Annotated in this window: 23 protein-coding genes and 1 other RNA gene; 7 read left to right on the plus strand and 17 right to left on the minus strand. The window is 64.5% G+C overall.

Annotated features, from left to right (window positions below; translation table 11 throughout):
• Positions 1–47: 47 nt before the first annotated feature.
• From ACREBX_RS19170 to ACREBX_RS19185, 4 genes are read right to left on the minus strand one after another with little or no spacing between them, the layout of a single operon-like run.
• A complete protein-coding gene (locus ACREBX_RS19170; protein ID WP_431563328.1) occupies positions 48–818 on the minus strand; it encodes an ABC transporter ATP-binding protein in 771 nt (256 codons plus the stop codon).
• A 10-nt stretch (positions 819–828) separates the two neighbouring features.
• On the minus strand, positions 829–1674 hold the full coding sequence (locus ACREBX_RS19175; RefSeq protein WP_431563329.1) for an ABC transporter permease: 846 nt from the start codon (positions 1672–1674) through the stop codon (positions 829–831).
• The gene (locus ACREBX_RS19180) at positions 1671–2654 is read right to left on the minus strand and encodes an aliphatic sulfonate ABC transporter substrate-binding protein (protein ID WP_431563330.1); all 984 of its coding nucleotides are present in this window, start codon (positions 2652–2654) and stop codon (positions 1671–1673) included. The genes ACREBX_RS19175 and ACREBX_RS19180 overlap by 4 nt, the downstream gene beginning before the upstream one ends.
• Positions 2655–2667: 13 nt before the next feature.
• On the minus strand, positions 2668–3540 hold the full coding sequence (locus ACREBX_RS19185; protein ID WP_431563331.1) for a TauD/TfdA dioxygenase family protein: 873 nt from the start codon (positions 3538–3540) through the stop codon (positions 2668–2670).
• Positions 3541–4241: 701 nt separating this feature from the next.
• On the opposite strand from ACREBX_RS19185, the gene ACREBX_RS19190 reads away from it, so the two are divergent.
• Positions 4242–4862: a PilZ domain-containing protein gene (locus tag ACREBX_RS19190; RefSeq protein WP_431563332.1), complete on the plus strand. Its 621-nt coding sequence runs from the start codon at positions 4242–4244 to the stop codon at positions 4860–4862.
• A gap of 2 nt (positions 4863–4864) precedes the next feature.
• Here ACREBX_RS19190 and ACREBX_RS19195 read toward each other — a convergent pair whose 3' ends face one another.
• The 4 genes from ACREBX_RS19195 to ACREBX_RS19210 all read right to left on the minus strand — a co-directional run bounded on the left by ACREBX_RS19195 (position 4865) and on the right by ACREBX_RS19210 (position 9232).
• Positions 4865–5506, minus strand: coding sequence for an FABP family protein (locus ACREBX_RS19195; protein WP_431563333.1), 642 nt, complete (start codon positions 5504–5506; stop codon positions 4865–4867).
• Between the two features lie 19 nt (positions 5507–5525).
• Positions 5526–6377, minus strand: coding sequence for an N-carbamoylputrescine amidase (aguB, locus tag ACREBX_RS19200; RefSeq protein ID WP_431563334.1), 852 nt, complete (start codon positions 6375–6377; stop codon positions 5526–5528).
• A 59-nt stretch (positions 6378–6436) separates the two neighbouring features.
• Complete coding sequence (locus tag ACREBX_RS19205; protein WP_431563335.1) at positions 6437–7420, minus strand: agmatine deiminase family protein; 984 nt, start codon at positions 7418–7420, stop codon at positions 6437–6439.
• Between the two features lie 129 nt (positions 7421–7549).
• Complete coding sequence (locus ACREBX_RS19210; protein WP_431563336.1) at positions 7550–9232, minus strand: M28 family metallopeptidase; 1683 nt, start codon at positions 9230–9232, stop codon at positions 7550–7552.
• Between the two features lie 181 nt (positions 9233–9413).
• On the opposite strand from ACREBX_RS19210, the gene ACREBX_RS19215 reads away from it, so the two are divergent.
• Entirely contained in the window at positions 9414–11354 is a 1941-nt protein-coding gene (locus tag ACREBX_RS19215; RefSeq protein WP_431563337.1) for an alpha/beta hydrolase family protein, read from the plus strand.
• A gap of 67 nt (positions 11355–11421) precedes the next feature.
• Here ACREBX_RS19215 and rpsD read toward each other — a convergent pair whose 3' ends face one another.
• Positions 11422–12033: a 30S ribosomal protein S4 gene (gene rpsD, locus ACREBX_RS19220; protein WP_431563338.1), complete on the minus strand. Its 612-nt coding sequence runs from the start codon at positions 12031–12033 to the stop codon at positions 11422–11424.
• 226 nt (positions 12034–12259) lie between these two features.
• On the opposite strand from rpsD, the gene ACREBX_RS19225 reads away from it, so the two are divergent.
• The gene (locus tag ACREBX_RS19225) at positions 12260–12589 is read left to right on the plus strand and encodes a chorismate mutase (RefSeq protein WP_431563339.1); all 330 of its coding nucleotides are present in this window, start codon (positions 12260–12262) and stop codon (positions 12587–12589) included.
• 9 nt (positions 12590–12598) lie between these two features.
• On the opposite strand, the gene ACREBX_RS19230 is transcribed toward ACREBX_RS19225, so the two are convergent.
• The 7 genes from ACREBX_RS19230 to rpiB all read right to left on the minus strand — a co-directional run bounded on the left by ACREBX_RS19230 (position 12599) and on the right by rpiB (position 16874).
• A complete protein-coding gene (locus ACREBX_RS19230) occupies positions 12599–12844 on the minus strand; it encodes a hypothetical protein (RefSeq protein WP_431563340.1) in 246 nt (81 codons plus the stop codon).
• A 106-nt stretch (positions 12845–12950) separates the two neighbouring features.
• Positions 12951–13187: a hypothetical protein gene (locus tag ACREBX_RS19235; protein ID WP_431563341.1), complete on the minus strand. Its 237-nt coding sequence runs from the start codon at positions 13185–13187 to the stop codon at positions 12951–12953.
• Between the two features lie 27 nt (positions 13188–13214).
• Positions 13215–14324, minus strand: a complete 1110-nt coding sequence (locus ACREBX_RS19240; protein WP_431563342.1) for a TrmH family RNA methyltransferase — start codon at positions 14322–14324, stop codon at positions 13215–13217.
• Positions 14325–14414: 90 nt separating this feature from the next.
• The gene (gene nrdR, locus ACREBX_RS19245) at positions 14415–14879 is read right to left on the minus strand and encodes a transcriptional regulator NrdR (protein ID WP_431563343.1); all 465 of its coding nucleotides are present in this window, start codon (positions 14877–14879) and stop codon (positions 14415–14417) included.
• A gap of 3 nt (positions 14880–14882) precedes the next feature.
• On the minus strand, positions 14883–15101 hold the full coding sequence (locus ACREBX_RS19250) for a hypothetical protein (RefSeq protein WP_431563344.1): 219 nt from the start codon (positions 15099–15101) through the stop codon (positions 14883–14885).
• Positions 15102–15105: 4 nt separating this feature from the next.
• Positions 15106–16413 carry a serine hydroxymethyltransferase gene (glyA, locus tag ACREBX_RS19255; RefSeq protein ID WP_431563345.1) on the minus strand — a complete coding sequence of 436 codons (1308 nt, stop codon included), beginning with the start codon at positions 16411–16413 and terminating at the stop codon, positions 15106–15108.
• Positions 16410–16874, minus strand: coding sequence for a ribose 5-phosphate isomerase B (gene rpiB / locus ACREBX_RS19260; RefSeq protein ID WP_431563346.1), 465 nt, complete (start codon positions 16872–16874; stop codon positions 16410–16412). Before rpiB ends, glyA begins: the two co-directional genes overlap by 4 nt.
• A gap of 112 nt (positions 16875–16986) precedes the next feature.
• On the opposite strand from rpiB, the gene ACREBX_RS19265 reads away from it, so the two are divergent.
• A complete protein-coding gene (locus ACREBX_RS19265; protein WP_431563347.1) occupies positions 16987–17151 on the plus strand; it encodes a hypothetical protein in 165 nt (54 codons plus the stop codon).
• 37 nt (positions 17152–17188) lie between these two features.
• Here ACREBX_RS19265 and ACREBX_RS19270 read toward each other — a convergent pair whose 3' ends face one another.
• A complete protein-coding gene (locus ACREBX_RS19270; protein ID WP_037510410.1) occupies positions 17189–17845 on the minus strand; it encodes an alpha/beta hydrolase in 657 nt (218 codons plus the stop codon).
• A gap of 139 nt (positions 17846–17984) precedes the next feature.
• On the opposite strand from ACREBX_RS19270, the gene ACREBX_RS19275 reads away from it, so the two are divergent.
• From ACREBX_RS19275 to ffs, 3 genes are all read left to right on the plus strand, one after another.
• Positions 17985–19088, plus strand: coding sequence for a cysteine desulfurase family protein (locus ACREBX_RS19275; RefSeq protein WP_431563348.1), 1104 nt, complete (start codon positions 17985–17987; stop codon positions 19086–19088).
• Positions 19085–19423 carry a 2Fe-2S iron-sulfur cluster-binding protein gene (locus tag ACREBX_RS19280; protein WP_431563358.1) on the plus strand — a complete coding sequence of 113 codons (339 nt, stop codon included), beginning with the start codon at positions 19085–19087 and terminating at the stop codon, positions 19421–19423. Before ACREBX_RS19275 ends, ACREBX_RS19280 begins: the two co-directional genes overlap by 4 nt.
• Before the next feature lie 159 nt (positions 19424–19582).
• Positions 19583–19680: signal recognition particle sRNA small type (gene ffs, locus ACREBX_RS19285), an RNA gene on the plus strand.
• Positions 19681–19691: the final 11 nt, after the last annotated feature.

Raw genomic sequence — 19691 nt, forward strand, 5'->3', positions numbered from 1 at the left:
CATGCCGGGGTGGTCAAAGCCTTTGCTGTGGTTGGCCAACGGGTGCGCTAGTGCGCCTGCGGCACGCCCAGTTCGGCGAGCAGCGTATCGCGCAGTGCGTCGAATTCCTCGCCGCCGGCGCGGCGCGGGTGCGGCAGGCGGACGCGCGTGTCGAAACCGATCTGCCCCTCCTTGAGCACGAGGATGCGATCGGCGAGCAGGATCGCCTCCTCGACATCGTGCGTGACGAGCAGGGTCGCCGGGCCGTGCGCCTGGCAGAGCTCGCCGATCAGCCGCTGCATCTTGAGCCGCGTCAGCGCGTCGAGCGCGGCGAAGGGCTCGTCGAGGAGCAGCAGGCGCGGTTCGCGCACGAGTGCGCGGGCGAGCGCTGCACGCTGGGCTTCGCCGCCCGACAGCGTTGCGGGCCAGGCGTCGGTGCGATGACCCAGCCCGACCTCGGCGAGCGCCGCCTCGGCGTGTTCGCGCGACGCGTCTTTGCTGGGCAAGCCGATCACGACATTCTTCCACACGCTCTTCGACTGGACGAGGCGGGGTTCCTGAAACACCACGGTGCGTGCTTCGGGAACCCAGGCTTCGCCGCCGTCGGGGGCGTCGAGCCCGGCGAGAATGCGCAGCAGGGTCGTCTTGCCGCTGCCCGAGGCGCCGAGCAGCGCGACGAATTCGCCGCTGTGGATCGTGAGGTTCAGGCTGTCGAGGACATTTGTGCCGGTGAAATTGCGGCTGACGTTGCTGACTTCGACCGCGACCGGTTGGTGCGAAAAATCGGGAGCGGCGACGCGCTCGGCGGCGGCGAAGTCGATCGAAAGGACGGCGGTCATCGAATGTCTCCTATCGGATAGCGACGCCCGCGCGCCACGGCATGAACAGCCGTTCGAGCGAGCGGACGATCAGGTCGGCGCCGAGGCCGAGCACGGCGTAGATGGCGATGCAGATCAGGATGACGTCCACCTGCTGGTACATTTGCGCGCTGCCCAGCAGGTAACCGAGCCCCGCCGAGGCGTTGATCTGCTCGGCGGCGATCAGCACGAGCACCGATACGCCGAGGGCAAAGCGCAGCCCGGTAAAGATCTGCGGCAGCGCGAGCGGCAACACGACCTCGAGGATCAGGCGGCGGCCGCCGAGCCCGAAGCTGCGCATCGCCTCGATCACCTTGCGGTCGACGTTGCGCACCCCCGCATAGGTGTTGAGATACATCGGGAACATCGTCGCGAGCGCGATGAGCAGCAGCTTCGGCGCCTCACCGATCCCGAACCAGACGATGAACAGCGGGACGAGCGCGAGGAAGGGGATGGTGCGCAGCATCTGGAGCAAGGCGTCGAACAGTTCCTCGCCGAGTTTGGACAGCCCCGCGATCGTGCCGAGGATCAGCCCGAAGACGATGCCGATCGCGCCTCCGACGAGCGCGCGCGTGAGCGAGATGGCGATCTGCGAGGCGAGTGCCTGCTCGGTCCACAATTGCTGCCACCCCGCAACGAGCCCGGCGGGCGAGGGGAGGATCGACGGATCGATCCACCCCGCGCTCGTCGAGATCGCCCAGAGCGCGACGATGATCAGCGGGCCCGTCGCGCGGCGCGCGAAGGAGAAGCGCTCCGACCGGTTTCCGGTCTGGCGGACGACCGGCTGGACGAGCCGGCCGGGGTCGCCCGAGGCGGTAATTGGCGTGAGCGCGTTCACTTCGCGACCTCCTGCGCCGCAACGATACCGTCGTAACGCTTGTCGAAGATTTGCGCCGCGTCTAGCTTCTTGCGGATCAGCCCTTCTTTGAAGAACAGATCGGCCTCATCCTGATGCGCTGCGATGATGGCGTCATCGATCGGCGCATAGCTGGCGGGTGCGCGCGTGATGATCTTTTCGGCGATCGCCGCGTCGACATTATAGCGTTTGGCCAGCGCGGGTGCAGCCTTGGCGGGGTTTTCGCGCTGCCAGCGTGTCGCGCGCGCCGCGCGGGCGACAAGGTCGCCGATCGCCTTCGCTTTCGCCGGATCGGCGAGGGCCGCGTCGGATGCCACCAGATAGAAGAAGCCCGGCGTGTTCGGCGGCGCGCCGCTGGCGAGCACGCGCACCTTTCCCGCGTCGAGCGCCTGCGTCAGATAAGGCTCGCCGATCGTGATCGCGTCGGCCGCTCCCTTGTCGAGCAGCCCGGTGCCAAAGCCGGTTGCCTGCACTGGCTCGATGTCCTTCAGCGACAGCCCCTGCTTGTCGAGCAGCCGCGCGACGAAATAGTGCAGCATCGTGCCCTTCATGAACGACACCGATTTGCCCTTGAGGTCGGCGACGCTGCGAATCGGGGAGCCGGGTTTGACGACAAGCGCATAGGGCGATCCGCCGCCGTCGACTGTCTTGCTGACCGCGACCACCTTCACCGGGCTGCCCGCAGCCTGCGCGAAGATCAGCGGGGTTTCGGCCATCCAGCCGACATCGAGCGACCCGCCCGTCTGTGCCGCGATGATCGGCGGCCCGCCGACGAAATTGGCCCATTCGATCTTGTAGTCGGTGGGCTGGCCTTCGCCCGATACGTCGAGCGAGGATTTGAGCGCGTGCAGTTGGTCGCCGACCTTGAGCGTCGTGTCGCTGTCGGCCGCGCCGCCGCACGCCGCGAGCGACAGGAAGGCGCCGGCGACGAGCGTGCGAAGGGGCGTGAGGGAGAGTTTCATCTGCTGGTTCAGGTCAGGCGGCGTTCGGGCCGACGGGGCGGTCGCCGACGATTGTCACGCGCTCCATGTGGCGCGCCTCGCTATAGTCTGGGACGGCATAATGCTGCGTCGCGCGATTGTCCCAGAAGGCGATCGAACCGGGCTGCCAGCTCCACCGCACCTGGAATTCGGGGCGCTTCACTTGGTCGAAGAGGCGCGCGAGGAGCGCCTTGCTCTCCTCCTCGGGCAGCCCGACGATGTACCGCGTGAACACCGAATTGACGTAGAGCACCTTCTCGCCCGTCTCCGGATGGATGCGCACGACGGGATACTCGACCGGCGGGAAGCTGGCGCGCAGCGCGTCCTTCTTTTCCTCGGTGTCGAGGAACTGGATGAAGACGCTCGGGTCGTGGATCGCGGTGAGGCCGTCGATCCGCGCCTTCGTCTCTTCGTCAAGCGTTTCATAGGCTGCGACGGCGTTGGCGAACACGGTGTCGCCGCCCAGCGAGGGCGATACGCGCTGGATCAGGATCGACGCGGCCGACGGCTCGGTACGGAAGGTCGTGTCGGCGTGCCAATTGCTGTCGGTCGACTGGCGATATTTGCCTTTCAGCTCCTGCGAGATCAGCGGCAGAATCTGCGGATAGTCGGGCAGCGAAAAGACCGGATGCTCCTCGAGATCGCCGAACGCCGCGCCGAGCGCGATATGCTGCTCGCGGGTCAGATTCTGGTCGCGGAAAAAGAGCACCTTGTACTGGAGCAGCGCGGCGCGCAACGCGTCATAGGTCGGCCGGTCGAGGGGCTGCGCGAGGTCGATGCTGCTGATCAGCGCGCCGAGGCTCGGTTGCAGCGGGGTTACATCAAACAGCTTGGTTTCCGTGGAGCGGTCGAGGGTCTGGAGGGTCATCTGGCTAATCCTTGGATGGCGGCCGAAACGGCGCAGGAAAGGGTGTGCAGCCGCGGTAACAGCACACGAACGGGCGCGGCGACAATGGCGCCGGCGAAGGGGAAGGGTTCAGCCGCCTATGCGGGCGGCAGGCGGCTCGGTGCGGTGCCTTCGGGCACGTCTGGGGTTCATTCGGAGGATGTGCATCGTATCGCCTCATGCCTTGCAGAGGGGAACACGATACCTGGCGCTGTCGCCTGAGCATCGCGCGCTTTAGCTGTTGGTAACGCGGAGCAAGCTGCTTCCCGGTCAAAAGCCGCGGATCCCGGGAAAAACGCCTCAGCCGGTCGGGATCAAGCCAGAAACTCAACTTGATCGGTAGAGTTGGCGGCGTCAAGCGTAGTTTCGCTTTCATGCCGCAAAGCATCGCTCGGTTCGACCGGCCCGGCGCGTTGGCGCGAATGGCTTGCCGAACCTGTCATTTTGGTACTTAATCCGGGCGTGCTCGCACCGTAAATTGTGTAAAATGCGAAAACGCCGCTATCGACGACCCGCCCGGCCGCGCTTTCGAATTTTCTGACGGACGTGACGTTAACTATGATCCGCAATATGATTGAATTTTAACCCTAATTCCACTATTGCGGCAAAGTGGTTTTGAGTATTTTGCAGTATTGGCAGGAAGTTGTGCTTCCGTTCGATGCTGTTTCGATAAGGTAGATGACATGAACCAACGTCGCCTCTCCGATCCGGTAGAGGAGCAAGGAAAAACGGCCGACACAGATCGTCGTGGTGGCGACCGCTATCGCACGGTCTGGCGGATCGCCAAGGTGATGCGCAATGGCGATGCGGGTTTGTGGCGGGTGCGTAATATTTCCGACAAGGGCATGATGCTGGCGGCCGACGTTCCGATCGGGGTCGGCGAAAAGCTGGAGATCGCGCTTTCGGATACCGTTGTGATCCGCGGCGAAGTCGTCTGGTCCGACGACGGACGGTGCGGCGTGTCGTTCGACAAGGAAGTCGATGTCGCCGATGTGCTCAAGCAATTGGCGGCCGAACAGCGCGCTACCGGCTATCGGCAGCCGCGCCTGCCCGTGAGCACACAGGCGCAGGCGGTCACCGACGAAAGCACGACGAGCATCGAACTGGTCGATTTGTCGCAGAATGGTGCCGGTTTCATCCACGACGGCCATCTGGAGGTCGGCAAGGAATTCGACCTTGTGCTCGCGGGCGGGGTAAAGCGCCGCGCGATCGTCCGCTGGTCGCGCGCCGGGCGCGGCGGCCTGTGGCTGACGCAGCCGCTCGACCGCGCCGACCTCGAAAGCATCCGCCGCTTCGAAAGCTGACCTCAGGCGCCGCGGGCGATTTTCGCCCAAGGGTTGAGGTCGGGTTCGGCGATCTTCACCAGCGTGTTGCGGTCGCGATGGAGGAAGGGTTCGTCGCGACCTTTCACCATCAGCGTCGTGTCGGACACATAGCTCCACGACCCGTCGTCGTGAAAGTCGACCGTCAGCTGATAAGCGTCGGTCCGAAAGGCGAGATCGAGGAAGCTCGTCGAGCAGATTCCATATTCGGTTTCGCCGCGTGCGGCTTTCACAACCAATCGTTTGGCATTGGGCTCGGCATGGCCCGACGCAATCGCGATCTGCCCGCGCGGGATCGCCAGCGTTTGAAGGATCAGGCCGGTAGCGGCTTCATAGAGCCAGTAACCGACCTGGTCATGAAAGGCGATGTCCTCTTCGCGCGTGTTGACGTGCAAATGATAGCGCAGGCCATAGAAAAGCTGCGGGCCATTCGCCTGCGGGTCGATCGGCTGCATCTCGATCCGCTCATAATATTGGCGCGTCTCGGGGCCGTCGGCCTTGGGGTTGATGTCGACGCCACGCTGGCCTTCCCAGACGCCCGCGAGGCGGCGGAGCGGGCCGAGGTTGGCGAGCGTCTCGGGATCGACGTCCTCAGGCTCGGTGAAAATGTCGTCGGGTAATTCCATGCTTCGCCCCATTTTTTTGTCAGGTATCCTCGACCAACCGCCCATAGAGCTGCGGCCGGCGGTCGCGGAAGAAGCCCATGCCGGCGCGATGTTTCGCCGCGCGGTCGAGGTCGATCGTCTCGATCAGCACGCCCGTTTCGATGGCGCCATATTCCTGCGTCAAGTCGCCCCATTCGTCGCTGATGAAGCTGTGACCATAGAAATTGGCGTTGCCTTCGGTCCCGATGCGGTTCGACGCGATCACCGGCATGCAGTTCGACACCGCATGCCCCTGCATTGCGCGGCGCCACATGCGGCTGGTGTCGAGGTCGGCGTCATAGGGCTCGCTGCCGATCGCGGTCGGATAAAAGAGCAGTTCGGCGCCCATCAGCGCCATCGCGCGCGCGCATTCGGGATACCATTGGTCCCAGCAGACGCCGACGCCGATGCGCGTCCCGAAGACGTCCCACACCTTGAATCCGGTGTTGCCGGGACGGAAATAATATTTCTCTTCATATCCCGGGCCGTCGGGAATGTGGCTCTTGCGGTACGTCCCCATGACGTTGCCATCCGGGCCGATCATCGCGAGCGTATTATAATAGTGCGGCCCATCCTTTTCGAAATAGCTCGTCGGGATCGCGACCTTCAGCTTCGCGGCGAGCGTCTGCATTGCGAGGACGCTCGGATGCTCGGCGGTCGGGCGGGCGGAGGCGAACAATTCTTCATCCTCGACCTGGCAGAAATAGGGGCCTTCGAAGAGTTCGGGCGGCATGATGACCTGCGCGCCTTTCGCGGCCGCTTCCTCGACGAGCGCGGTGACGGCGTCGATATTGGGCTCGACAGGGCCGGGCAGGGGAAGCTGCAACGCGGCGACGGTGATGGTGCGGGTCATGGGCGGGTCCGTGATGAGCTCAGAATCGAGCCGGAATATAGGGGGCTTCGCGCCCGATGCTAGGCCGGAAGCTGCTGGCTCGAGCAATGGAAGCTGCCCCCGCCGACGATGATGCCGCGCGCGGAAACGCCGACCGCGCGGCGATCCGGGAAGAGCGCCGCCAGCGTGTCGACTGCTGCGATATCGTTTGCGACGCCATAGGTCGGGACGACCACGACGCTGTTGCCGATATAGAAGTTCATATAGCTCGCCGCGGCGATTTCGCCGTCGATCTCCACCCGGCCGGGTGAGGGCAGGTCGACGATCTCGACCCCGCCGAAAGCTGCTGCGCGCGCGCGCGCGTCGGCGTAGATATGCGCGTTGGGGTCGTCCTTGCCCGCCGCGACGGGCAGCGCGAGCCGGCCTTCGCCAACGAAGCGCGCGAGATTATCGACATGGCCGTCGGTGTGATCGCCAGCGAGCCCGTTGCCGAGCCACAACAGCCGGTCGATCCCGAGCGACTGGTGGAGCCGCACTGCGATGTCTTCACGCGTGAGCGTCGGATTTCGGTTGGTGTTGAGCAGGCATTCCTCGGTGGTGACGCAGAGGCCGGTGCCGTCGACGTCGATCGCGCCGCCCTCGAGCACCCAGTCCTGATCGTCGACCGGCAGGCCCGATCCGGCGGCCAGCGCGGCGCCGACTTCCTGATCGCCCGGCATGACGAACTTCTCGCCCCACCAGTTGAATTCGAAGTTGCGCGCGCGCCGTGCCGCGCCCGTTCCGGCGATGATCGGGCCGGTATCGCGCAGCCAGATGTCGCCCAAGTTCTGGATCAGGATGCGCACGCCCGGATCGACGAGCGCGGCGGCGATGTCCGCCTGCCGCGCGTCGTTGACGACCAGTCGCACCTCTTCGCCGCGGCCGCCGTCATGGACGGCGTTGGCGAAGGCGGCGACGTCGCGCCGGGCGGCATCGATCTGCCCGGCCCATTCTTCGGCAAGGTGAGGAAAACCAATCCACACCGCCTCGTGCGGCGCCCATTCGGCGGGCATTTTGAGAGTCATGCAGTCCTTGGCCTTTTACTCAACCGACGTCATTGCGAGGACCCCGGACTTGATCCGGGGGACGCGGCAATCCAGAGTGGGCTTACACCACTCTGGATTGCTTCGCTTCGCTCGCAATGACGAAGCTAACTATTTCGCCGAACGCGACTTGTCGCGGGCGGCGCGGAATTCGTCGCCCTCGTTCCAGTTCGGCCATGCGTCGGTCATCGCGAGCATGCGGCCGGCGGCGTAATAGAGGCGCAGGTCGGACATCATGCCGCCCCAGTTGGTGATCGCCTCATATTCGTCGCCGGGTGCGTGGTAGCGGTTCTTTTCATAGTCCTCGGCCGCCTTCTTGCCGGCTTCGACGCCGCCCTCGACCAGGTCGTCGCCGCTGCCGAAGTTGAACATCGGCACGCCGAGCTTGGCGAAGCTGAAGTGATCCGAACGATAGTAGAACCCCTTCTCGGGGGTCGGCTCGTCCTTGATCACGCGCTTTTCCATCTCGGCGAGCTTCGCGACATAGGCGTCGAGTTCGGACTTGCCGCGGCCGACGACGACGATGTCCTTCGCCGGGCCGATCGCGTTCAATGCGTCCATGTTCACGCCGCCGACGGTCTGCGCGAGCGGGAAGACAGGGTTTTCGGCGTAGAACTTCGAACCGAGCAGGCCCGATTCCTCGGCGGTGACCGACAGGAAGACGATGCTGCGGTCGGGCGCGCCCGCCTTGTGGAACGCCTGCGCCAGCGTCACAAGGCCCGCGATGCCGCTCGCATTGTCGACCGCGCCGTTGCAGATGTCGTCGCCGGCAACGGGGGTGCAGCGGCCGAGGTGATCCCAGTGGCCGGTGTAAAGCACATATTCGTCGGGACGCTTCGCGCCCGGCAGCACGCCGATGACGTTGCGCGACATCTTCTTCGAAATTTCGTTGTCAAAGCCGAACGACGCCTTCACGCCGGTCAGCGCGACGGGCTTGAAGCCCTTCTTGCCCGCGTCCGCACGCAGCTTGTCGAAATCCTGCCCGGCGCTCGCGAAGAGTTCCTTCGCTTTCGGAAGCTGGATCCAGCCGTTGGCGAGCGTTTCCTTCGCCCCGCCGTCCTTGGTTTCGGCAAGGTAATTGGTGCCGGTGTTGCTCGATTCGACGACGTTCCAGCCGTAAGCGGCGGGCTCGGTGTCGTGGACGATCAGCACCGCCGCGGCGCCCTGGCGTGCGGCTTCTTCATATTTATACGACCAGCGGCCGTAATAGGTCATCGCGCGGCCGTTGAATTCGCCCTTGGCTTCCTTGGTCTGCCAGTCGGGATCGTTGACGAGGACGACGACGGTCTTCCCCTTCACGTCGAGCCCGGCATAGTCGTTCCAACCCTTTTCGGGGGCGTTGATGCCGTAACCGACAAAGACGACGTCGCTGTCCTTGATCGCGGTCTTCGGCTGCACGCGATAGCTGAACGCGACATAATCCTTCGCATATTGCGCGGTGACCGGCGCCTTGCCGCCGGTGAAGCTCAGCGGCGTCGCATTGTTCGCGGTGATCTCGACCAGCGGCACGTCCTGCGTCCACTTGCCGTTGTTGCCGGGCTTCAGCCCCGCTTCCTCATATTTCTTGATGATATAGGCGACGGTCTTTTCCTCGCCCGGCGTGCCGGGCGCGCGGCCTTCATAGGCGTCCGACGACAGTTCCTTCGTCACTTCCTGCAAGGTCGCGAGCGACAGTTCGGGGATCTGGACGTCGGGAATGGCGGTGGCCGAAGTCGCGGCCTTTTCGGACGTGTTGCACGCGGCAACGGTCAAGAGAACCGCAACGGCTGCGGTGGTTCGGGGGAAACGAAGCATGGAAATTCCTCGGAAAGTTTCATTTGCGACGAGCGGGCTTGTGCCAGCCGGATGCCGCGGGTGCAAGCATCGCCGCCATCCCGCAACTAATCCTGCTTGGAAACTGGCGGCGGACGCTCTAGCGAAAAAAGAACGGGACAGAATAACAGGGGGATATCGGATGCGAGGGCGCTTTCTTTGTTTGTCGGGGTTCTTGCTCGGCATCGGCACCGCGCAGGCGCAGGAGGGTGATGCGGCGCGCATGTTCGGGACGCTGCCTGGCGTCAGTCAGGCCAGCCTGTCGCCCGATGGCCAGAAATTGGCATTTCTCGCGCCGGGCAAGGGCCAGGCGAACGACCTGTTCGTGGTCAATATCGGCGAGGACGCGGCGCCGCTTCGTATTTTGCGCGCGAGCGGCGATCCCGAGATATTGCTTTGGTGCAGCTGGGCCAGCGATGCGCGACTGATCTGTCAGGTTGGCGGGCGAGAGGAATATGGCGGGCAAATATATGGCTACACCACATTGGTCGGCGTCGATGCCGCGGGTGGCAATACCAAAGTGCTGAGCAAGCGGCGTGGGTCGAATGCCCTCGGTTATGACTTTCGCGGCGGCGATGTCATCGATTGGCAGTCGGGAACGCCGGGCAGCGTCCTGATGATGCGCAGCTATGTTCCCGAGGCCAACCGCCGCGGCCCCTCGTTGATAACCAAAGACACCGACGGGATGGGCGTCGACCTGGTCGATGCCACCACGGGCGCGACGAGGGTCGTTGAAAAACCGCGGCGCGATGCGACCGAATATATCACCGACGGCAAAGGTGCGGTGCGGGTGATGGGCGTTCATGCCGCGGCCGGCCAGACCGGGTATCTTGGCAACACCCGGCGTTATTTCTTCCGCCCGCGCGCGGGCGGTGCATGGCAACCCCTGTCGGCTGTCGATATGTCGACCGAGGAGGGTTTCGATCCGGTGACGGTTGATGCCGCGACCGACCGCGCCATCGGTTTTGCCAAGGTGAGCGGTCGCTATGCCGTCAGCGCGGTGCAACTCGACGGCACTGGCAAGGGGTCGATATTGTTTCAGCATCCCGAGGTCGACGTCGACCGTCTGGTGCGCGTAGGCCGCGACAAGCGGGTGGTGGGCGCGACCTATGTCACCGAACGACGGCACATGGTGACGACCGACCCCAAGGTGGAAGCGATGGCAAAGGCGCTGTCACGTGCCCTGGGCGGGAAAGATGTCTATTTCGTCGATGCGTCGGCGGATGAGAGTCAGTGGTTGGTATGGACGGGATCTGACATCGATCCCGGTCGCTATTATCGCTTCACCCCGGCGGAAAAGAAGCTTCGCCCGCTGCTCGATGATCGGCCCCTTTTGACCGGGCGGGTGCTGTCGCCGGTTAAGCCGATCAGCTATGCCGCCGCCGACGGGACGAAGATTCCAGGCTATCTGACCCTGCCGCCCGGACGTACCGATGCGAAAGGGTTGCCCGCTATTGTGATGCCGCACGGCGGTCCTTCGGCGCGCGACGAATGGGGTTTTGACTGGATCGCGCAATTTTTCGCGCAAAAGGGCTATGCCATTGTCCAGCCGAATTTTCGCGGATCTTCGGGTTATGGCGACCAATGGTATCAAAACAATGGCTTCAAATCATGGCGTACCGCGATTGGCGACGTGACCGATGCCGGGCGCTGGCTGGCGAACGAAGGCGCCGACCCGGCCAGGCTCTCCATCGTCGGCTGGTCCTATGGCGGTTATGCGGCGTTGCAATCGGGGGCGCTGGCCCCCGACCTGTTCAAAAAGATCGTCGCGATAGCGCCTGTGTCCGATCTTGCCAAAATGAAGCAGGAGGCTGAAAAATATACGTCGGGCGCATTGGTCCGCGATTTTATCGGCAGCGGGCCTCACGTCCGGGAAGGTTCGCCCGCGAAAAATGCCGCCGCGATCAAGGCGCCGGTATTGATGTTTCACGGCACGCTCGACCAGAATGTCGATATAGAACAGTCGAGATTGATGAAACGCGCGATCGAAGATGCGGGCAAAACAGCCGAACTGATTGAATATCCGGGTCTTGCGCACAGCCTGAACGACAGCGACGTGCGCAGCGATATGCTGAACCGGGTTGCCGCGTTTTTGCCGAAATAGTGCTGCGTAAAAAAGGGGCGGCCCGTTGCCGGACCGCCCCTTGATTTCGTGCGAGTGAATCGCCCGATCAGCGCGAATAGAATTCGACGACCAGGTTCGGTTCCATCTTCACCGGATAAGGCACTTCGTCGAGCGTCGGAACGCGGACGTAGGTCGCCTTGGTGCCGTCAACCGACAGATATTCGGGCAGGTCGCGCTCGGGCAGGCTCTGCGCTTCGGCGACCAGCGCCATTTCCTGCGCCTTCTTGCCGAGGGTGACTTCGTCGCCCGGCTTCACGAGGCGGCTCGCGACGTTGCACTTCACGCCGTTCACATAGACGTGACCATGGCTGACGAGCTGGCGCGCCGAGAAGATCGTCGGGGTGAACTTCGAGCGGTAGACGACGGCGTCGAGGCGGCGCTCGAGCAGGCCGATCAGGTTCTGGCCGGTGTCGCCCTTCATGCGCGACGCTTCGAAATAGTTCTTCTTGAACTGTTTCTCGGTGATGTCGCCGTAATAGCCCTTCAGCTTCTGCTTCGCGCGCAGCTGGATGCCGAAATCCGACACCTTGCTCTTGCGGCGCTGACCATGCTGGCCGGGGCCATATTCGCGGCGGTTGACCGGGCTCTTCGGGCGACCCCAGATGTTTTCACCCATCCGGCGGTCGAGTTTATACTTGGCGCTATGGCGCTTCGACATATGTCGTCTCCAACTTGCTGTGTGCCGAAGGATTTCGGCGGTTCCCGGGTCGCACCATATGGGTATCTCGACAGGCTCGATACCATATGCGACCGCCGCTTCACCGGGGTGCGGGGTCCATTGCGAAGGCGCGCGGTTAGACGGCGAGGGGCGTAAAGTCAAGCGTTGCGGCGCAAGTTGACGGCATGCCTCGACAGCGCGAAAAAAGCCGCTAAAGGCAGCGCGCATGACGTCCGCCAAACTTCCCGAACCCAAACTTCCTGAAGACTGCGAAACCATGATCGATGTCCGCGCCGGGGTCGATCAGGTCGACCGCGAACTGGTCGCGCTGCTCGTTCGCCGGTTCGGTTATATGGACGCCGCGGCGCGCATCAAGACCGACCGCGGCACCGTCCGCGACGAAGCCCGCAAGGCCCAGGTGCTCGACAATGTTGCACGCGAAGCCGACGCCGCCGGGCTCCAGCCCGATCGCTTGCGGGCCGTGTGGAACGAGTTGGTCGAACAATCGATCGCCTATGAGGCGACCCAGTGGGATCGCCTGCGCGCCGATAGCTGACCGCCGGGCTTAGTTGGTGCTGCCGCCCGCGGGCTGCGCGGCGTCGGCGCGCACCGCTTCGGCGGCCGGCTTGGCGGGTTCGACAACCGTGCGGCACACGCGTTTCGGCACCGTGCTGCCGGTCACTTCGACCTTCTGGCAGACTTTCTTGGGCTTCACGGGTTTCGCCGGTTGCTCGGCACTGGCGCGCGTGTCATTTTCGGCCGCGTTCGCCGAAGCCGCCGCAAGGGCGAGAGAGAGTATCGCGGACAACATAAGGTCATGCTCCTTGGAACGATGCTGCCAACGGCGTTCCGCCTTCGCAGCCGAATGCCACGATCGTGACGCGCATCATTTCCGGTAATGGACTAGGGTCGGTTAATCAGCGCCCGATGGCGCCCGTGCCGATCCGGACGTCGTTCCCGACATCCCGCTGCTGATTATCCCATTGTTCCTGCGTCTTGCAGGTGCGGGTTTTCAGGCGGGATCCGGTATCCGCGTCGGACCGGCAGATTTTCTTGGGCTTGGCCGGTTTGGCGGTGGTGGTGGTCGGCGCCGCCGCTTCAGCCGCTTCGGGGGCTGCCGCAGAGAGCGCAAGGGAAAGAACGAGAGTGAGCATTATGGTCTCCAAGGTCGATTCCCCCCGTTATCGCGATCGGGGCGTCCTGCCAAGTGCCGTCACGATTCCGTGCATCATCCTGATATCGTTGTGCGACCAGCCGGTCTTGGTCAGCGCGGTGCGCAAGGTGCGCAGCGTCGCCTCGGTACGTTCGGGCGGGACGAAATAACCGCTCGCATCCAGATCGCGCGTAAGATGCTGGATAAATTCTTCCAGTTCGGCATGCGGTGCCGGCGGATCGAGCGGCACCTCGGGCGGGCTCGCGAGCGCAATGCCCCCCTCGGCTTCGTTCGGGGCATGCTTCGACCATTCATAGGCGAGCAGGATGACGGCCTGCGCGAGGTTGAGCGACGCGAATTCGGGGTTGATCGGCACCGTCACGATAGCGTGCGCGAGCGCGACATCGTCGGTTTCGAGTCCCGAGCGTTCGGCGCCGAAGACATAGGCCGAACGGCCCGCGCTGGCATGAACCTCGCGCGCCGCCGCTTCGGGGGTCAGCACGGGCTTCATCACGCCGCGCTTGCGCACCGTGGTGGCATAGATGGTGGTGCAGTCGGCGACCGCATCGGCGAGGCTGGCGAACACTTTCGCCTCGGCGAGCACGATGTCGGCGCCCGCCGACGCCGGGCCGGCGTCGGGGTTGGGCCAGCCGTCGCGCGGGGTGACGAGGCGCAGTTCGGTCAGCCCGAAATTGAGCATCGCGCGCGCCGCCTTGCCGATATTCTCACCAAGCTGCGGACGGACAAGGACGATGACAGGGGGCGGGGCCGCGAATGGCTGCTTGTCACTCTCTTCCCGTGTCCCCGAGCGAAGACGAGGGGCATCGCCGAGCGAAGCCGAGGCGCGGGTCTTGCGCTCCGATGGCGGGATTGAAGCGCGTTTGAGCCGTTCCCAGTCTCTTGCGATCAGGGCTTCCTTTTTTGTGCGAGACCAATTCTTGATCTTGAGCTCGGCCGCCTTTGCTTCTTCTCGCGTGCCGAACGCTTCCGCCCATACCAGTTCAACGGGACGACGCGTTGAGGTGTAACCGCCCAATACCCCTTCGTTGTGCTGATAGACACGCTTGTCCAGCTCGTCGGTGTGTCCGGTATAATAGCTGCGGTCCGCGCAGTGGAGGAGATAGGTCCAGAAGGTCATGCTTAGCCTGTAGCGCGTTTCTCGCTGCGCTCGAAATAGTCCCTCGTCTTCCGCTCGGGAAAACGGAGAGAGGGTGTCTGAAGGTCGAATTTAGCTCTTATGCGCCGCCTCGGTGACCGAGGAGGCGAATTCCTCGAAGTCCCTGGCTTCGGTAAATTCGCGATAGACGCTGGCGAAGCGGATATAGGCGACGCTGTCGAAGCCTTTCAGCGCCTCCATCACCATCGCGCCGATCTGTGCCGCCTGCACTTCGCTGTCACCCGATGTTTCGAGCTGGCGCTGAATGCCCGACACCAGCCGTTCGATGCGCGCACCGTCGATCGGGCGCTTGCGGCACGCGATCTGGATGCTGCGCATCAACTTCTCGCGATCGAAGGGTTCACGGCGGCCGTCGGCCTTGGTGACCCCGACTTCGCGGAGCTGGATGCGTTCGAAGGTCGTGAAGCGCGCGCCGCAATCCTCGCATTGGCGGCGGCGGCGAATCGCCGCGCCGTCTTCGGTCGGACGGCTGTCCTTCACCTGGCTGTCTTCATGGCCGCAATAGGGACAACGCATGGGCTAGCGCTTCACCCGCGAATAGAGCGCGATCGCGGCGCCCGCCAGCAGGCCGACGGGCCACGACACGACGGGCAGCACCGCGCCGATGACGGCACCGACCGCGCCGCCGGTCAGCACCGGGCGCGTCGAGGGATGGGCCATGCCTTGCTTGCCCATCGCCTTGACCTCTTCGATCGAGAGTTCGACCAGCGTCGGTTCTTCGGGGTGCTGCCGTGCCATCGCCTTATCCCTGATAGATGGGGAAGCGTTCGCAGAGCGCACGGACGCGGCCCCGGACATTCGCTTCGACGTCGGCGTCGCCATGCTCGCCCTTGTCGCGCAGTGCCTCGAGTACATCGGCGACCATATCGCCGATTTCCTCGAATTCGGCGATGCCGAAGCCGCGCGTCGTGCCCGCGGGCGATCCGACGCGGATGCCGCTGGTCTTGACCGGCGGCAGCGGGTCGAAGGGGATGCCGTTCTTGTTGCACGTGATCGCGCTGCGTTCGAGCGCCTCGTCGGCGTCGCGGCCGGTGATGCCGAGCGGGCGCAGGTCGATCAGCGCGAGGTGCGTGTCGGTGCCGCCCGCGACGACATCGGCGCCGCGGTCCTTGAGCCGGTCGGCCAGCGCCTGCGCATTGGCGACGGTCGCTTTCGCATAGTCCTTGAACTCGGGACGCAGCGCTTCGCCGAAAGCCACCGCCTTGGCGGCGATGACATGCATCAGCGGGCCGCCCTGCAGGCCCGGGAACACCGCCGAATTGATGCGCTTGGCGATCGCTTCGTCATTCGTCAGGATCATGCCGCCGCGCGGACCGCGCAGCGTCTTGTGCGTCGTCGTCGTGACGACATGCGCATGTTCCATCGGCGAGGGGTGGACGCCGCCGGCGACGAGGCCCGCGAAATGCGCCATGTCGACCATCAGCAGCGCGCCGACATCATCGGCGATCTTGCGGAAACGGGCGAAATCGAGCGTGCGCGGATAGGCCGACCCACCCGCGATGATCAGCGCGGGGCGATGTTCCTTCGCCAGCGCCTCGACCTGGTCGAAATCGACGAGGTGATCGTCGGGGCGCACGCCATATTGCACGGCGTTGAACCATTTGCCCGACATCGCGGGCGGGGCGCCGTGGGTCAGGTGCCCGCCGGCGTCGAGGCTCATGCCAAGGATCGTCGCGCCGGGCTTGGTCAGCGCCAGCATCACCGCGCCGTTCGCCTGTGCGCCCGAATGCGGCTGGACGTTGGCATAGCCGCAGTCGAACAGCTGCTTGGCGCGGTCGATCGCAAGCGTTTCGACCTCGTCCGACGGCGCGCAGCCCTGATAATAACGGCGGCCGGGATAGCCTTCGGCATATTTGTTGGTGAACACCGAACCCTGTGCTTCGAGTACGGCCTTCGAGACGATATTCTCCGACGCGATCAGTTCGATCTGATACTGCTCGCGTTCGAGCTCATGCTTCATCGCCGCCGCGACCGCGGGGTCGACCGTGCCGACGCCGTCGGTGAAATAGCCGGCCGATTTAATGGGCTTGGCGAGCGTGTCTGTGGTCATCGGCTGGTCTCCAGTTGGGCCGGATTGAGGCGGGGATTGGAAAGCTTGTCGACGCGGCGCGCGTGGCGGTCGCCGGCGAATTCGGTGGTGAGGAAGGCGTCGAGGCACGCCTTGGCCATGTCGATGCCGGTCAGGCGCGCGCCCATCGCGATGACGTTCGCGTCATTATGCTCGCGCGCCAGCTTCGCCGATAGCGGCTCGTCGACGCGCGCGCAGCGTGCGGCGGGGTTGCGGTTGACCGAGATCGAGATGCCGATGCCCGATCCGCACAGCGCAACGCCGCGTTCCGCGCGGCCATCGGCGATCGCTTCGGCGAGCTTGTAGCCGAAATCGGGATAATCGACGCTGTCGGGGCCGTTGGTGCCGAGATCCTCGACTTCGTGGCCGGCTTCGCGAAGCCAGTCGGCAAGCGCGGCTTTCAGTTCATAAGCGGCGTGGTCAGAGGCTATTGCAATGCGCATGATGCGGCTCCCGCGGGGCGTTAGGGAATCGATGAGCGCCCTTTAGGCGAAGCCGCGCGGATTGGCCATAAGCGAGGTGGCAAATTTGTGACGGCGCCGATAAAGCCGCCCTATGTCCGACACGATCATGTCCGTCCTGATGCTGACCGGCGTTCTTTTGACCGGCGGCGCCATTTATGTCTTTCGGCGGGGCGACCGCCGCCGCGCGCTGCTGATGCTCGTCGCGGCGCTGGTGATGTTCGCGAACGTCGCGATCTGGCTGGTGCCGGTAAAATAATCCTCCCCATCGCGCCGCGACAGGGAGGATCGTTTCGTCAGCGGATCGGCGAATCGGGCGCGAGCCGCATATCCAGATAGTTGTCGAGCGACTTCATCAGCTGGTCGAGCTCATGCTCGAAGAAATGGTTCGCGCGCGGGATCTCGTCGTGATGGATCGTGATGCCCTTTTGGGTGCGCAGCTTGTCGACCAGCTTCTGGACCGCGCTCGGGGGTACGATCTCGTCCTGTCCGCCCGCGACGATGATGCCCGAAGAGGGGCAGGGCGCGAGGAAGCTGAAGTCGTACATGTTCGCCGGCGGTGCCACCGACAGGAAGCCGCGGATTTCGGGGCGGCGCATGAGTAGCTGCATGCCGATCCACGCACCGAAGCTGAAGCCCGCGATCCACGTCGTCTGCGCCTCGGGATGGATCGACTGGACCCAATCGAGCGCCGACGCCGCATCGCTCAGTTCGCCGATGCCATTGTCGAACGTGCCCTGGCTGCGGCCGACGCCGCGGAAGTTGAAGCGCAGGACCGCGAAGCCGCGTGCGACGAAGCTTTTGTACATCGCCTGCGTGATGCGGTCGTTCATCGTGCCGCCGCCCTGCGGGTGCGGGTGAAGGATCAGCGCAACCGGAGCGCGCGGGCGCGGCGGGGGCGAGAAACGGCCTTCGATGCGGCCCTCGGGGCCGGGGAAAATGACGTCGGGCATGGGCGCACCTTTATGTTTTGAGGCTTGCCACCGATTCGCCGAAAGGGCGGGGTGGCGGAGCGAAGTTGGCGCCTATATAGAAAAAAGGTCGCAACTTGCAACTTTTGCGAATCGATTGCAATAAGGACTTTCTCCCGGCATGATTTACCTCGACTACCAAGCCACGACGCCGCTCGCTCCAGAGGCGCGCCAGGCGATGCTGCGCTGGCTGGAGGGGCCGGGAGAGGGCGCCAATGATTTTGGAGGATTCGCCAATCCGTCGAGCACGCACAAGGCCGGCCGCGCCGCCGCCGCGGCGGTCGAGGTTGCGCGCGACCAGGTCGCGGCACTGCTGCCGAAGGGCGGGCGGACCTTCTTCACATCGGGCGCCACCGAGGCGCTCAACTGGGCTTTGCTCCGCGGCGCAGAGAGCATGCCGGGCGGCGTCGCGGGGCTCAGCATCGAACATGCCGCGTCGCTGCAATGCCTCGAACGTCTGAACGCCAATATCCTGCCGGTCGATGGCGAAGGACTGGCGCTCCCGCCCGACGACACACTGATTCCCGAGGGCGGCATCGTCGCGACGATGCTGGTGAATAACGAGGTCGGCACAATCCAGCCGGTCGCCGACTTCGCCGCCGCCGCGCATGCGAAGAACAGCCTGCTGCTCTGCGACGCGGTGCAGGGCTATGGCCGCGTCGCGATTCCCGGCGATGCCGACCTGATCGCGGTTTCGGCGCACAAGATCCACGGGCCGAAAGGCATCGGGGCGTTGTGGATCAAGGACGGCGTCGACCTGCCGCCGCTGATGTTCGGCGGCGCGCAGGAACAGGGGATGCGCTCCGGCACGGTCTCGCCCGCGCTCTGTGCCGGCTTCGGCGCGGCGGCGGCGCTCGCAGCCGAGCGGTTCGACGCCGATGCCGAGCATGTCGAGCGCCTCTGGTCGCTCGCGCTCGACATGCTTCCCGAATGGACGATCAACGGCGCCGTGAACCCGCGCTACCCAGGCAATCTCAACGTCCGGCGCGAGGGGGTGAACGGCCTCCGCCTGATGTCCGATGCCCGCGAAATCGCCTTCTCGCTTGGCAGCGCGTGTGGCAGCGGGTCGGGCAAAGTCAGCCATGTGCTGCGCGCGATGGGGGTCAGCGAGGTCGACGCGCGCGCCTCGATCCGCCTCGGCTGGGGCCGCTACACCAGCGAGCAGCAATTGCGCGACGGGCTTCAAGCTATCAAGGACGCCGCACGGCTGCAGGGCGTGAACTGATGCGCGTCACCTTCATCCACGCCGACGGCAAGGCGCGCACCGAGGCCGAGGCCGAACCGGGTTCGATCCTGCTCGACGTCGCACAGGCGCATATGATGCCGCTCGAAGGGACTTGCGAAGGCCAGATGGCCTGCTCGACCTGCCACGTCATCGTCGCGAAAGAGGATTTCGACCGCCTGCCGCCCGCGAGCGAAATGGAGGAGGATATGCTCGACCTTGCCGCCGGGGTGCGGCGGACCAGCCGACTGTCGTGCCAGATCGTGCTGACCGAGGCGATGGACGGGCTGACGGTCCATATCCCGCCCGAAAGCCGCAACATGCAAGGGCCGCGCTGACCGCTTTCCGACCGGGAGCGGACGTTGCCAACCCAAACGACGTCACCCGGGTCAAGCCCGGGATGACGGAAAGGAACGACCGCTTCCCACCCCAAAGCCGACATACTGCAGGTTGATGCCGCGAGCCTTGCATTTCCCTGCATCCCCCGCCATATGCGCCGCGGGAGTCGGGCGGACGCAGTCTTCGCCAACCCGGTCAGGTCCGGAAGGAAGCAGCCGCAACGAATTCGCTGCGGGTCGTTCCGGCTCCCACCCATTTCCCCCTTCG

Origin of the sequence: Sphingopyxis sp. (assembly GCF_050725655.1) — a bacterium.
In the GTDB taxonomy this organism is placed as follows: Bacteria; Pseudomonadota; Alphaproteobacteria; order Sphingomonadales; family Sphingomonadaceae; genus Sphingopyxis.